Source organism: Fictibacillus iocasae (assembly GCF_042665465.1).
In the GTDB taxonomy this organism is placed as follows: Bacteria; Bacillota; Bacilli; order Bacillales; family Fictibacillaceae; genus Fictibacillus; species Fictibacillus iocasae.
The window spans coordinates 101,001-114,067 of record NZ_JBHTCP010000014.1 but is presented as its reverse complement, the minus strand read 5'-3'; the positions used below and the strand labels follow the sequence as shown (position 1 = coordinate 114,067).

Sequence of the window (13,067 nt, the reverse complement as noted above, 5' to 3'; positions counted from 1 at the left end):
ATTGTTAAGAGCATAGTGCTTCCTTTTTTCCTAGTTCATAGGCTTCATCCATTACACTGATCAGCAGGCTGAGCATAGGCTGAATGTCTTCAAGACCCAGTTCTATCCCTTTTTGCTCAAGCAGCGCTTTTCCTTCAGGTAGATGCTTCATCGCAATCTGCATAAATTTCATGTTTTTATCGGCGTCCATTTTTCGTCCTCCTCTTATTTTGGCTGTTCTCCATTTGGAAGTTTACCTGTTTTCTTGTACTTGTCAATATGAGACCTCATCTTCTTTTCAAATTTCTTGTTTACAACAGGGCTGAACTTGCCTAGTGCGACAACTTCATCTTTAAAATCAAAGGATAAATTTCCGCTTTTCAGCTTGCCGTCGTTAAATCTTTTTGCAGCAAGCAAATATAGCTTGTCTACATGCTGAACGGTGCTTGTCAAGACAGCTGCTTTTCCAATATCAGAATGATCTGAAACATACCCTATAGCGAAGCGCTCTTTTTCCTTGGCCTTCTCTATAATCGGAATGGCAAATCCATCACCTGCTGGATAAAAAACATCCGCGTTTTTCTCGAGCATTTCGTCAAACATTATCAGCGCTTTTTCTTTATCGCTCCAGCTGTTCACAAAGTTCGTATGTACCATTGTCTCATCATTTGCATAGTTGGCCCCATCTTTAAATCCCTGTAATTCTGGCTGCCATTTCATCGCACCGATCACAGCAGCCTGATGAGTCTTCGACACCTCAGCAGCAACCATACCAGCGAAGAAACCCATGGCATACGATGAAAAGGTAAGACTGGTCTCGTTCTTGCCTTCTGCACTGCCGTTGAAACTGACAAAATGAATAGCTGGATAGTCCTTTGATAGAGCTTGAAAGTATTCAGCAAAAACCTTTCCATGGCCGAATATAAGATTTACCCCGTTTTTTTTAAATTCTTCTACAGCCTTTATCGCCTGTTCCCTGCTTTTAATGTTCTCTTCATAATAAACGTCATTCTCAAATTCTTCTTGAATGGCGAGCAAGCCTTTATAGCCCTTCGTCCCCCAGCCTTGATCGGCAATCGTGTCTTCAATTAAGATTCCTGCATTTTTCAGTTTTCCATCAGTATAGTGGCTGCTGCAGCCAGTTAGGAGCAATAACGCCGTACACAGCACAGCTATGAATCCTCTCATTTTCTTCCGCACTCCTTGCTTCATTTTCGTCTGTTTTCCATCATTGGCTTCAGTGAAAGATAAATGACAGCCATCATCTTTTCAGGTGCTTCATGAGGTGAATCTATTTCCTCTCGGCCATGTGTGGTTCAGCAAAGTTCAACCACTACCCAGTATAATGAAAAAAGGACAAAGGAGAAACTAAAATTCACCTTTTGTCCTTTTTCTTAAGGTTGGAAAGAATGTGGTTCATCTGTTTCTTTAAGCCTTCACGCAATGGGACAGATGCCTTAAATCCCAGCTCTTCCTGTGCTTTATCGCCTTTAATAATCATGTTTCTTTTTTCTTTTGGCAAGGCTGTCGATTTTATTTTCAATAACTGCAAGCCTTTTTTCCATGCGTCTCTTTGACCGCTGTAAATATTATAGATTTCTTTCTGTTTATTTGAATTAGCCGCGAGCCATAGCGATTCCACAGCATCATCGATATAAAGGGCATCTTCTGTAACACTGTCTTTTATTAAGACAGGAGGTTTGCCTCTAAGCCTTGCCTCGATCGCCATATGATACGTGCTTTCCTCATGCTGCCCTGGGCCATAAACGGTAGGCAGCCTTAAAATGATGTATGGTATTTTATATTTCTTGGAAAGTTCCATTATCATGTTTTCTTCAGTCAGCTTGATCAATCCGAAGAGATTCTCCGGATTTCGCGGAGAGTTCTCATGCACTTCTCCTTGGCGCTTGCCATATACATCATACGAGGAGGCATAGATCAGCTTTACTTTTCGTCCTTTGATCGCTTCTAGCACCTTTTTCAAGGTTTGGAGATGGCTTTCCGCTGTTTTCTCCATTTCTCTCCAAGGATCAGAAGGCTTTACTTGGCATGCCAGATGAAATAATGTGTCACAGCCTTTCACCGCTTTATCAAACGCACATTCTGCAATATTTTCATTAATAAACGAAAAGTTAGCATGTCTTCCTATCCTATCGATCCTGTCATAGGCGTCATTTCGGTCAACACCGACTACTTCTACTTCCTCATCGAGCAGCCTGCTGCACAAATGAAATCCAATAAATCCAGCAGCTCCAGTCACTACCACTTTTCTCAAACGTCCCGCCTCCGTTCTCCATCTCCTTTATTATCTTATTGACAGAGGCAGACATTTAGCCTATTTTTTTGCATTCTTTCTTCATAAAATCGCTTCATGCAGCTTTAGAAACTGGCCGATACTTGAGAAATCCTCTTTTATTTGCTGTGGCAGATGAAACGTTAATTCGATTGGAACATTTTGTTCATGTCGGCATCTTTCAAATACTCTGCTATAATCATGGAATGAAAATGGACTGCCCGATGCGGCGTGCCATATTTTCACCGGAACCTGTGAATGAAAAGAACAAGCCGGCTTAAGCTTACCAAGCATTTGCTCGACTTGAAGGGGATCGATGGAATAAGAAGCTGATAGTTCTTTTACCATCCTCTTAAAAAAAAGCCTGTTCTCCTTTTCTCTCTCGAAATGGGCTTTAAGCTGCAGACACGGATTAAACAGGATACAGCTTCTGACCCATTTCTCCATCTCTTCCATGAGAGAAAGCGCGATCAAGCCCCCCATCCCCTCTCCTAACAGATGAATCCGCGGGTTAACGATCTCCTGCTTTAACATATAATGATGAAAGCGTTTGGCTAATGCAATAGCTTTAGGAGAGCCCCAATGCCTGCCATAATGATTCGAGTAGAATACGGTATACCCTTTATTGATTAAATAGTTCAAGAAAGCTTTGCGTTCCTCACTCTGAGTCCATAAACACTGCCCTTTTTCAACATAATGATTGGTGTCTCCTAAAATGAACAGCGCAAATCCGCTTGGACGTTCAGGAAGATGTATGACATTCCATTGATTATCCATTTGGAAATATCGTTTAGTGATCCCCAATAGTTTCCCCTCGCCAAAAGATGTTCTTATGTAATGTATGCAGCTAGAAGAAAAGAGAGCATACAAAAGTGGCGGGTTGATTTTGCGGCTTTTATTTTTAGGGTGCATATAGAAAGAGTCGGAAGGGTAATGATGAAAAGAAAGGGAGGGATTCAAATGAAAGGTATAAAAGCTGCAGCCGTGTTTCTAGCAGTGTATGCTATGTTCTCGATTTCAGGATTCTTATTTCCTGTAGACAGAGAATGGTATGACGCATTAAACAAACCGTCTTGGACGCCATCCGGGCAAACAATAGGAATCATATGGGCTTGCTTATTCGCATTGATTGCTGCCAGTATTACAAGGCTATATGTGAAAATTGGCTTAAGCAGGCTCAGTTTCACCGTCGTCTCACTCTTGACCGCCAATTATGTGTTCAACCAGGCGTTTAGTTTCATTCAGTTTGATTTAAAGCAGCTGTTTTTAGCGTTTATTGATACTCTGCTCGTGGCGTTCACCTGCCTTTGGATCATTTATGCGCTGCGGCCGCTGGATAAGTGGGCTTCTTACCTATATATCCCCTACTTTTTGTGGAGCTGTTTCGCCACATTTCTTGCCTGGTCTATCTTTTATATGAACTGACTCTTTTCTATTGCCTCAACATTTGATAAGATTACAAGTGGAAAAGAATTCGTTTACATAAAGAGGTGATTTGGAATGCGCTATATTTGGACACTATTTTGGTCTCTACTACTGAGCAACATGATTTTTTACGTGCTAAGCTCCATGCAAGGCGGAGAATATGATGCCGTCAAGGCTGCAATTTTTGGCGTAGTATTTACAGTGATTATTTCCATTATCGGAGCTGTGCTCCCTTCTCATGAAGAAGCAGCTGAATAACGACACAGGAAGAGCCCCTGACACCTTTTGGTATCAAGGGCTTTTTTTGTTTAACCATTAATCTGCCGTCCTCATTGTGTTCCGTGCAGCAGCCTGATACTTCTCTGGTAAAGCACACGCCTGCAAACCTCATGAACAATCTGTATCAGCATTTAAGGTTTTCTTTTATATGTCCAAACACGGTTATGGTTAGTTGTCTCCGGAAATGTGTCACCCGCGTGTAAATGAATTTGCTTTGGGTCATTCACATTGCTTCCTGTTTCTCCAACTTCCACATATATCCCGTTGTTAGGCGCTTTCTGACCATGAGTAAATTGATGTCTTTGTCCCATTATTGCTGCCCCCCTTTCTTTGATTAGATTTCCCCATTTCGCAAAAGAAAACTCAGCGGACCTCAAGCCCTTAGGCCAGCCCTAGTTGCACTATATCCTTAAACTAAAAGGCTCTTTTTGCAAAGATTGTTGCTAATGACTGAACGACTATGAGAAGCATTGAACTGCTGAAGTTTCTTTGCGAACTAAAAAAAACAGCCGGCAATTCTTCGGCTGCTTAATAATACATATAAGGTGAGATAACGGCGATGGAGGCAAGGGCTACTCTGTACCTTTCTAAGGTATAACCTGTCATGCCATCCTGACTGCGGGAATTCACCTGTTCTTCAGGAGCACTTAACGGGAGTGCAACATAAGCATTTTGCTCATCTGAGAACTCCAGAAATCCATCATATGTCTTTCCATTCATCAAAAGAATGGAAACATGCTGATTGCGGTGCTTTTTACAGAGTTTGACGAGCTGTTTAATATGATTAGGATGGTAATTGTAGTTGTATTGTTCTTCATAAAATTGATCTTGCGGACCTGACCCATAGTATTCCAACGTGACACCCCTCCTTTTCCAATATGTTATTCATCAGGAGTAAAAGTGAAAGATGTCCCTTTCTTTTGACTGCACTAGGAGATGATTTCCTGAATCCATTCAACCGAACGAAGGAAGGCTTCTCTCGATACTTTATGGCCAGACGCGGAATCTTCCATAAATTCTGTTCTTCCTTCATACCCTTCTGCACGGAGCATATTGTAGAAGGAATAAGACTGTTCAAACGGAATGATCGCATCACATTTACTGTGCCAGATAAACAGAGGTCGGTTATTTAGTTTACCGATATCCGCTGTCACATCTAAAGAACGAAGGGTGAGGTACACATCCTGTAGAAGCTGTTCTGTAAATGGAATCGTCCAGCCGCGGTTTTTCAGCTGTTCGACTTGCCATTTGGCGAACGTTTCGAGCGCTGGCGTCCCCATTAAGGAAATGCCAGCTGAAATTTCAGCATTTTGTGACAGGACCGCATACATGGTAATGGCACCCATCGACGTGCCGCCTAATCCAATTTTCCCGGGGATCGTTAATTTTTTTTCATTGAAATGATCCACAATTGCATTGCTTTCTTGAACTGCCTGCAAGACGATATCCCAGAACTTCATATCCCTTTTGGAAACATCTTCAGGCTCTCTCTCACCATGCAGCGGTGCATCTGGAAGAAGAACTCGGAAACCTTTTTCAGCAAGTGCATAAGCGAAATGGAGATTATGTTCCTTTGCACTCGTGTATCCATGTAGAAACAAAAACAATGGAGCTGGTTCATTTCTCAATTCTGAGAGCTCAGCCATTAAAAACGGCACATGGTCAATCTTTTCCTTAGTGATGTGTACCACTTTCCCCACTCCTTTTTTACAATTATGATACCATGTTTTTACGAAGCTTCTCTCTTTCAATAGACAAGGTTTATGCAAAACATTACACTTTAACTATCTGCTATGTAAGGACTGATTCTGTGAAGAAACCCTATTTGATCGCTCTGGATTTAGACGGTACGCTTTTAAAAGATAACAAAACCATTTCACGAAAAACAAAAGAGTTGCTTTTCCTTGCCATGCAGCAAGGCCACCATGTGTGCATTTCAACCGGAAGACCATACCGGTCGAGCTCGATGTATTATAAAGAACTTGGGCTAAGATCTCCGATTGTAAATTTTAACGGCGCTTTCGTCCATCACCCTCACGATGTTTCTTTCGGCATCCACCATTCTCCATTGGAGCTTGAGACCGCTAAGAGGATCATTCGAACGTGCGAAGAATTCAACGTAAAAAATATTATGGCTGAAGTGATTGATGACGTGTACTTAAAGGATCATGATGAGGTCATTGTAAGCACCTTTATCATGGATCAAAATCCGCCTCAGACAGGAAATCTTCATCATATCTTAAATGAAGACCCGACTGCCCTCCTCATTCATCCTGAAGATCATCATATTGGAGAGCTAAGAGACCACCTCGAGAAGATGCATGCGGAAGTCATTGACCACCGCATATGGGCAGCTCCATGGAACATCATTGAAATTGTGAGAACCGGCATGAATAAAGCTGTCGGCTTAAAGAAGGTCGCGGATTATTATAACGTGCCCCGTGACCGAGTCATCGCTTTTGGGGACGAAGACAATGATCTGGAAATGATTGAATATGCCGGACATGGGGTGGCCATGGGCAACGCTATACCTGAATTAAAGCAGCTGTCTAACGCAGTAACAGAAACGAACGAAAGAGATGGCATTGCCTTATATTTAAAAGACGTACTCAATCTTTAAGCAGAAGCTCTAGTTTCACTTGGTGAAACTGGAGTTTTTTACTTCGCATACAGTCTCCTTTTGAAACGGAAACTACAGTTATCTCCTATAAGGGAGGGAAGGCAATGAGCAAAAAAAGCCGGTCGAAGCGCGCTGTACAACAAGGTGCAGACAAAGCTGCAGCGGACAACCATGTGTCAATGAACACAGAGAACAAGGAAAGAAAACAGCAAGAGCAAGAAAATCGCTCCTTAGGAGGAATATAAAATGGGCAACCGTTTATTTCAAAAAGCAAGAGAAGCGGTAAATAATGTGGTCGAGAAGATGAACAGCCACAGCATGCAGCATGATAACAGCACTCCACAGCACTTGAGTGCACATGATGAGGCTGTTGCACAGAACGCTATTTCCTCTGCAATGGCGAATTCAAGCGATGCAGAACGCGCTCAGCTTGCAGAGCTGCAGCAGGAGCTTGATCAGAACGGCGAACTGAAATAGCAGTAATCAGGCTTCTGGCCGCTATAAGGTAGCAGCCAGAAGCCTTTATATGTTCCGCTGCCAAACCTTAAAATAAACGAGAAACTGATGGGCAAACCATTCATATGCACGTTCGTTAAAATGAAGCCCGTCCTCTTCCAGAAGATTTTTATAATCGGCTGCATTCATCACGCTCCATAAATCAAAATGCCCTGTATCGAATTTCTGTGCAAGATCAATCGTTTTGTTTCGATACTGAAGCAATACGGCGTTTCGCCTTGCCTTTTGAAGCGATTCATTAACAGGAGAAGGGCTGATTAAGATCACCTTTTCAGCTCCTATTTTTTCGATCATGACCGATAAATTCATTTCGTATTGTTCTAAAGAGACAAACCGATGATCACTTGCATCGTTGGCACCGAACAATATCGTTACACAGTCAGGATTTCTGTTCAATACTTCATCCTCTAGCCTCTTTATCGCTGCAGCTGTTGTTTCACCCGGAACTCCTGCATTTAAGACATTCCACCCGTTTAATTCTTGCTGCAGTCTGGGGGTAAGCCGCAAGCTTCCATCGGGACTGTAGTCATCCGCTGTTAGGCTGTCTCCAAAGCATATCAGTGTTTTTTCCAACTTCGATCCCTCCCTCTCTTATTTTGTTTTTTTCATTATAGCGTAAAGCCTAGCAAATTTTGATATAATCGAATGTAGAGTGAACGTGTCCTTAAAGGGGGAAAATATGAACATTTATTTCGTAAGTCCTGATGCGGACGACATTCTTATTGAAAAGATCGCCCGTCTCTTTTTGCAGCAGCGCACGCTGAATGATGTAGACAAGTATTTAACGCGCACCATCCAAACGATTAAGCTATCGTTAGAGAACCCTGCGCAATCTGGCATCATTGCTGCAGAAGACGGAGACGAGATCATCGGCTTCGCTTTTTATAATATGGGCGTCAGCTTGCAGATCGGCGGTACATACATATGGCTGAACGAACTGTACGTACAAGAATCGTCCAGAAATAAAGGAATCGCAAAGAAATTGCTGCTTAAATTGATTTATTGGGCAGAAAAAGAAGGCATTAAATCCATTGAGCTTGAAACAGGCGTCAACAATTCTGTTACGAAACACTTGTACAACTCACTTGGATTTCATGATATTGTGTCAAAGCGTTATAACTTTAACTTTTAAAAATGTGGAGGTGTCGCAGTGGAATTCTCAATTCAGCAAACCCCTAATCCGAATGCGATTAAATTTGGCGGAGAAAGCAAATTTCTTGAAGGAAGGTTATCCGCACGAGCTGGCGATGAGCCAGATTCTGAGCTAGCCAAGGACCTGCTTAGCATTGATGGAGTAGAATCCATCTTTGGCTTTGAAGACTTTATTACGGTCAACAAAACGGCAGACAGTGACTGGAATAATTTGCTGCCAGAGATCGAAAAAGCTTTAGATCTGCATGTAAAATAAAAAACAGCCACCCGCTCATGGAACTAGATGCGGGTGGCTGTTTTTTCAATCATCGTTACGGAATAAGCCCACGATGCTAGTGGTGCTGACAATGTTCGTAAACGCGTCAGGATCTGTTTCTTTTATAATTTTTTCAAGCTCGTACAATTCATATCGTGTGATGACAATGTATAGAAGCTCTTTCTCTTCGTTAGAAAAAGCACCTTTTGCAGGCAGGATGGTGATGCCTCTCAGCATTTTTGAATGGATGGCTTCTTTTAAGTGTCTTCCTTTTTTTGTGACGATCATCGCTGTCAGCTTTTCATGGCGAGTGTGGATGGAATCGATCACTCGCGAAGACGCATATAGCGCAACAAGCGTGTAGAGCGCTTTTTCCCATCCGAACAAAAAGCCAGCCGTCATGATGATGATGGCATTGAGAACAAAAAAATACGTGCCGACCGGTCCGTTGCGGAGCTTAGAAAGCACCAATGCGATGATATCAAGCCCTCCTGTTGAGGCTCCGTATTTTAACGTAAGTCCCACCCCTATGGCTTGTATGACGCCGCCAAATACTGCGTTTAACAATATATCTGAAGAAATGCGGTGTATAGGAATCAGTTCAAGGAATACGGTCATCATCGCTACGCTGAAAAAGCTGTAAACGGTAAATGATTTCCCCACTTTCATCCAGCCTACGACCGCCACCGGAATATTCAGCAGGAAAAGAAGGATCCCTGTTGAAACTGGAAATGGCGTATACTGCAGCATAGAGGAAGAAAGCTGTGCTATACCGGTGAAACCGCCAGAATACACATTGGCTGGGATGAGAAAAAAGTTAAGTGAAAAAGCATTCAATACCGCTCCAAACAAAATGATGATTACTTTTTTTATTTCATTATAACTGGCGTTTATATTCAAACAGAGCGCCCTCCCTTCATTACTTCAACAATCTTTTTTAACAAATTTCATCTTCTTTCGTCAATGGGCACAGCTGGAAATAAAATAATGAGAATTGAAATAACAGGAAATGAAAGGTAAACTGATAATCAGGAACTACTAAATAAGCAGGTGAAACGATGAAAGTGAAAATTATTGCAGACAGCGGATGTGATCTCCCGAAACAAATTCTAGATAACCTCCAAATTGAGATGATGCCCTTGATTGTTCAGGCTGACGGAGAGGATTATTTAGACAGGAAGACAATTGAACCGCTCCAGCTTTACAGCAAGATGAGAAATGGTTCAGCTACTAAGACAGCTCAGGTGTCACCTCTGACCATTAAAGAAACATTGACTACATACGCGAAACAAAACATTCCTGTTATTTATATTACCCTCTCTTCCGGATTAAGCGGCACCTTCCAGACAGCCGTTTTAATGAAGAATGAAGTTTCAGAAGAATTTCCTGACTCATCTGTCGCCGTATTTGACAGCCTTGGGGCTTCCTTAGGGTATGGCTTAATGGTGTACGAAGCCGCGTTGCTTGCTGAAAAAGGAGAATGCTTCGAAAATATTCTTTCTATGCTCTCAACGTTCAGGGAGAACTTACAGCATATTTTCACCGTAGATGACCTGGAATATTTATTCCGCGGCGGCCGTGTCAGTAAAACAGCCGCATTCATGGGTTCACTGCTGAAAATTAAGCCTGTCCTTCACATGGAAGATGGTAAGTTATTTCCGCTTGAAAAAGTGAGGGGAAGAAAAAAAGCTTTTGCACGGATGCTTGAACTGATGAAGGAAAGAACGGGAGATACATCAAACATGACCCTCGCGATCAGTCATGGTGATGATATTGAATCCGCGAACGTACTAAAAGAAATGATCATTAAAGAATTTCATACAAATGAAATTATCATCAATATGATCGGCGGGGCTATTGGAGCACATGCCGGCCCAGGGACCGTTGCCCTGTTCTTTTTAGAAAAGCCAGTCCGTACCAGCTAAACGTATAAAATCTCCTTTTGCGCAGAATCTACTGTTTAAAGGAGGTTTTTTTCTTTGACTGCAAAAAGAACGAGTGACAATGATAAAAAGCGTTTCGATAACCAGGCAGAAAACCAGCTTAAGAACGAAGCATATGAGCAAAACAAAGCGTCTGGCAAACATTCCTACTCTAAGAAAGCTGACCATCAATAAAAAGGCTGATTTCGTAAACAGTGTTACTTTTAGAATTCAAGAAGTGGTTAAGCTTCATTATTCCTCATAGGTAGAGGGTGAAGCGTAATGTCCTACAAAGAAAAAAAGGCTGGCGCGGTGTCTTTCGCGTCAGCCTTAGCCACTCGTCCTATAGTCGTCAACTTTCTTCCGTATCGAGTACTAACCTCAAGGCATTTATACTTTTTTTTCATATAACGGCAGCTTTATATAAAACGCTGTTTCTTGAGAATGTGATTGAACGGTGATTGTACCACTGTGCTTTTCGACGATTTGCTTGCAAACGGACAGTCCTAGCCCTGTTCCGAGCGATTTCGTAGTGACAAATGGTTCAAAAATATTTTCAAGCAGATAAGCTGGAATCGGTTCTCCGTTATTGGATATCCTCACTTCACATTGCTCTTTACCCTTTGTAACATGAACATCTATTCTCCGTTCACCTTCCATCTGACAAAGCTCTTCAACGGCATTATTCAGAATATTCAAAAGGACCTGCTTAATTTGAGAAGGCTCCCCTTCCACCCATATACCCGGCGTGATCATAATGTTGTGTACAATATTTGATTCTGTAAACCGTGGATACATAAAATCAACCATGTCATGGACCGTTTGTGATAGGTGGAATGGTTTTATCCTGTCTTCTAAGTTTTTCATTTTGGATAAATATAAAAATTGAGTAACTTTATCTTCCAGGCTTTCCATTTCGTTTTGAATGATATCAAAGTAATGCTTCGTTTTTTCCTGATGAGGCGTTTCCTTTTGAAGTAAATACATGAACCCTTTAATCGAGGTTAATGGATTGCGAAACTCATGTGCAAAACTTGCGGCTATCTGTCCGAGCATAGTCAGTCTATCATGATGCATCTCCTGAATGAACTGGTTCTTGCTTTTAATGATTTCATCCTTAAGACGCGAAAATTCTTTTACAGCCAGATAGAGCAGCTGATCGAAAAAATCATTGATCGCCATGATGCCTTTCCCTTTTTCGTTTTCTGTCAGCAAGGAACAGAAAACAAGCTCTGTCACAATTTTTCTTCCTGTATTGATGTTATAGACAAAGTCTCCAATATTCGCTTCAGCTTCAATACGCTCCTGCGCAATCTTTTTCGTGAGCTGATCCATCATGGTCATTTCCGTGCTTCTCAAATATCGCTGCAATGCAAGCAGTGTACTTCTGCCATTTTGCTCAATCTCTTTATAAAAAGGATCATGTGGCGAGAGTAAGGCAGAGCTGAGCCATTTATTTACGACCTGCTCATGGTTTTCGTTTAAGAATACAATAATACTCTCTGAGTTAAGAATTTGTTCCTGTTCTTTATGGCCGTTCATGCAGAACCAACCTTTCACGTCCAATATCTTTATAGCCTTATTATGTAGCAACGTGCTGCAGACTACAACATTTTAATGTTTAAACGGCTGTTTCAAGGGAAGGGTAAAACATACTTGTAAGGAGGAGATCGTAATGACAAATCATGAAAATAAAAAACAAACCCTTCCCCCTCAGCATCAGGACCATCAGCCTGGAATCGAATCAGAAATGAACCCATTGCCGAAAACCGAACGCAAGTCTTATAAAGGAAGCGGTAAACTGGAAAATAAAACAGCCCTCATTACCGGAGGAGACAGCGGCATTGGAAAAGCGGTAGCGATCGCTTTTGCGAAAGAAGGCTGCGATGTGGCAATTGTCTATCTTGACGAAGAGAGCGATGCCGAGGAAACGAAACAGCAGGTCGAACAAGAAGGGCGAAAGTGTCTCCTTTTTGCCGGAGACATTGGTGACGATAGTTTCTGCCAAAAAGTCGTGAAGCAAACAACCGAATCACTCGGCGGACTGGATATCCTCGTAAATAATGCCGCAGAGCAGCATCCCCAAGAAGGCATCGAACAGATAACAGCCGATCAGCTCGAGAAAACCTTCCGGACGAATATCTTTTCTATGTTCTATTTAACAAAAGCGGCACTCCCCTTCTTGAAGGAAGGCAGTGCCATCATTAACACCGCATCTATCACAGCGTATCAGGGACATCCTGAACTAATTGATTATTCTGCAACAAAAGGTGCAATCGTCTCCTTCACACGCGCGCTTTCCAATTCACTTGTCAAAAAAGGGATCCGTGTGAACGGCGTAGCACCTGGACCGATTTGGACTCCGCTCATCCCTTCCACGTTCAGTGAAGAAAAAGTGGAGAAATTCGGTCAGAACACCCCTATGAAAAGAGCTGGGCAGCCTGAAGAGCTAGCCCCGGCTTATGTCTACTTAGCTTCAGAAGATTCATCGTATGTGTCAGGCCAGATAATCCATATTAACGGCGGAACCGTAGTGAACGGATAATCCTCCCTATGACTGTAAGCCTTATCGAATATGGCACTTTTCGCCACTATCGGTAAGGTTTTTTTATTTGGAAATAACTA

Annotated in this window: 20 protein-coding genes; 10 read left to right on the top strand and 10 right to left on the bottom strand. The window is 42.2% G+C overall.

The genetic code is table 11. The annotated features are described in order from the left end of the window. Positions 1-4 precede the first annotated feature (4 nt). The 4 genes from ACFQPF_RS08860 to ACFQPF_RS08845 form a co-directional block, all read right to left on the bottom strand. Positions 5-190 carry a ComZ family protein gene (locus ACFQPF_RS08860; protein WP_379748706.1) on the bottom strand — a complete coding sequence of 62 codons (186 nt, stop codon included), beginning with the start codon at positions 188-190 and terminating at the stop codon, positions 5-7. A gap of 14 nt (positions 191-204) precedes the next feature. Continuing rightward, positions 205-1,167, bottom strand: coding sequence for a BMP family ABC transporter substrate-binding protein (locus tag ACFQPF_RS08855; protein WP_379748704.1), 963 nt, complete (start codon positions 1,165-1,167; stop codon positions 205-207). Between the two features lie 187 nt (positions 1,168-1,354). Continuing rightward, on the bottom strand, positions 1,355-2,245 hold the full coding sequence (locus ACFQPF_RS08850) for an NAD-dependent epimerase/dehydratase family protein (protein ID WP_379748835.1): 891 nt from the start codon (positions 2,243-2,245) through the stop codon (positions 1,355-1,357). Positions 2,246-2,335: 90 nt separating this feature from the next. Beyond that, a complete protein-coding gene (locus tag ACFQPF_RS08845; RefSeq protein WP_379748702.1) occupies positions 2,336-3,076 on the bottom strand; it encodes an alpha/beta fold hydrolase in 741 nt (246 codons plus the stop codon). A gap of 156 nt (positions 3,077-3,232) precedes the next feature. Here ACFQPF_RS08845 and ACFQPF_RS08840 point away from each other — a divergent pair, with 156 nt between their 5' ends. After that, positions 3,233-3,697 carry a TspO/MBR family protein gene (locus ACFQPF_RS08840; protein ID WP_379748700.1) on the top strand — a complete coding sequence of 155 codons (465 nt, stop codon included), beginning with the start codon at positions 3,233-3,235 and terminating at the stop codon, positions 3,695-3,697. A gap of 75 nt (positions 3,698-3,772) precedes the next feature. After that, on the top strand, positions 3,773-3,955 hold the full coding sequence (locus ACFQPF_RS08835; RefSeq protein ID WP_379748698.1) for a YjzD family protein: 183 nt from the start codon (positions 3,773-3,775) through the stop codon (positions 3,953-3,955). A 152-nt stretch (positions 3,956-4,107) separates the two neighbouring features. On the opposite strand, the gene ACFQPF_RS08830 is transcribed toward ACFQPF_RS08835, so the two are convergent. The 3 genes from ACFQPF_RS08830 to ACFQPF_RS08820 all read right to left on the bottom strand — a co-directional run bounded on the left by ACFQPF_RS08830 (position 4,108) and on the right by ACFQPF_RS08820 (position 5,667). Next, positions 4,108-4,287 carry a YjzC family protein gene (locus ACFQPF_RS08830; RefSeq protein ID WP_379748696.1) on the bottom strand — a complete coding sequence of 60 codons (180 nt, stop codon included), beginning with the start codon at positions 4,285-4,287 and terminating at the stop codon, positions 4,108-4,110. A gap of 217 nt (positions 4,288-4,504) precedes the next feature. Further along, complete coding sequence (locus tag ACFQPF_RS08825; RefSeq protein ID WP_379748694.1) at positions 4,505-4,831, bottom strand: hypothetical protein; 327 nt, start codon at positions 4,829-4,831, stop codon at positions 4,505-4,507. A 74-nt stretch (positions 4,832-4,905) separates the two neighbouring features. Then, the gene (locus tag ACFQPF_RS08820) at positions 4,906-5,667 is read right to left on the bottom strand and encodes an alpha/beta fold hydrolase (protein WP_379748691.1); all 762 of its coding nucleotides are present in this window, start codon (positions 5,665-5,667) and stop codon (positions 4,906-4,908) included. A gap of 119 nt (positions 5,668-5,786) precedes the next feature. On the opposite strand from ACFQPF_RS08820, the gene ACFQPF_RS08815 reads away from it, so the two are divergent. The 3 genes from ACFQPF_RS08815 (at position 5,787) to ACFQPF_RS08805 (ending at position 7,073) form a co-directional block, all read left to right on the top strand. Beyond that, positions 5,787-6,596 carry a Cof-type HAD-IIB family hydrolase gene (locus tag ACFQPF_RS08815; RefSeq protein ID WP_379748689.1) on the top strand — a complete coding sequence of 270 codons (810 nt, stop codon included), beginning with the start codon at positions 5,787-5,789 and terminating at the stop codon, positions 6,594-6,596. 104 nt (positions 6,597-6,700) lie between these two features. After that, positions 6,701-6,841 (top strand): hypothetical protein, encoded by a 141-nt coding sequence (locus tag ACFQPF_RS08810; RefSeq protein ID WP_379748687.1) that lies wholly within the window; start codon positions 6,701-6,703, stop codon positions 6,839-6,841. A 1-nt stretch (position 6,842) separates the two neighbouring features. Continuing rightward, entirely contained in the window at positions 6,843-7,073 is a 231-nt protein-coding gene (locus tag ACFQPF_RS08805) for a DUF3813 domain-containing protein (protein ID WP_379748685.1), read from the top strand. A 45-nt stretch (positions 7,074-7,118) separates the two neighbouring features. Here the strand turns inward: ACFQPF_RS08805 and ACFQPF_RS08800 are convergent, their stop codons facing one another. Next, positions 7,119-7,685 carry a GDSL-type esterase/lipase family protein gene (locus ACFQPF_RS08800; protein ID WP_379748683.1) on the bottom strand — a complete coding sequence of 189 codons (567 nt, stop codon included), beginning with the start codon at positions 7,683-7,685 and terminating at the stop codon, positions 7,119-7,121. 106 nt (positions 7,686-7,791) lie between these two features. On the opposite strand from ACFQPF_RS08800, the gene ACFQPF_RS08795 reads away from it, so the two are divergent. After that, entirely contained in the window at positions 7,792-8,244 is a 453-nt protein-coding gene (locus tag ACFQPF_RS08795) for a GNAT family N-acetyltransferase (RefSeq protein ID WP_379748681.1), read from the top strand. Positions 8,245-8,262: 18 nt separating this feature from the next. Beyond that, positions 8,263-8,520 (top strand): NifU N-terminal domain-containing protein, encoded by a 258-nt coding sequence (locus ACFQPF_RS08790; RefSeq protein WP_379748679.1) that lies wholly within the window; start codon positions 8,263-8,265, stop codon positions 8,518-8,520. A gap of 45 nt (positions 8,521-8,565) precedes the next feature. Here ACFQPF_RS08790 and ACFQPF_RS08785 read toward each other — a convergent pair whose 3' ends face one another. Further along, a complete protein-coding gene (locus tag ACFQPF_RS08785) occupies positions 8,566-9,414 on the bottom strand; it encodes a YitT family protein (protein ID WP_379748833.1) in 849 nt (282 codons plus the stop codon). Between the two features lie 164 nt (positions 9,415-9,578). Here ACFQPF_RS08785 and ACFQPF_RS08780 point away from each other — a divergent pair, with 164 nt between their 5' ends. Together ACFQPF_RS08780 and ACFQPF_RS08775 are read left to right on the top strand one after the other, a co-directional pair. Further along, positions 9,579-10,445, top strand: a complete 867-nt coding sequence (locus tag ACFQPF_RS08780; RefSeq protein ID WP_379748677.1) for a DegV family protein — start codon at positions 9,579-9,581, stop codon at positions 10,443-10,445. Between the two features lie 54 nt (positions 10,446-10,499). Further along, positions 10,500-10,637: a hypothetical protein gene (locus ACFQPF_RS08775; RefSeq protein WP_379748675.1), complete on the top strand. Its 138-nt coding sequence runs from the start codon at positions 10,500-10,502 to the stop codon at positions 10,635-10,637. A gap of 195 nt (positions 10,638-10,832) precedes the next feature. Here the strand turns inward: ACFQPF_RS08775 and ACFQPF_RS08770 are convergent, their stop codons facing one another. Continuing rightward, positions 10,833-11,984 (bottom strand): histidine kinase N-terminal domain-containing protein, encoded by a 1,152-nt coding sequence (locus ACFQPF_RS08770; protein WP_379748673.1) that lies wholly within the window; start codon positions 11,982-11,984, stop codon positions 10,833-10,835. A 133-nt stretch (positions 11,985-12,117) separates the two neighbouring features. On the opposite strand from ACFQPF_RS08770, the gene ACFQPF_RS08765 reads away from it, so the two are divergent. After that, a complete protein-coding gene (locus ACFQPF_RS08765) occupies positions 12,118-12,987 on the top strand; it encodes an SDR family oxidoreductase (RefSeq protein ID WP_379748670.1) in 870 nt (289 codons plus the stop codon). Positions 12,988-13,067: the final 80 nt, after the last annotated feature.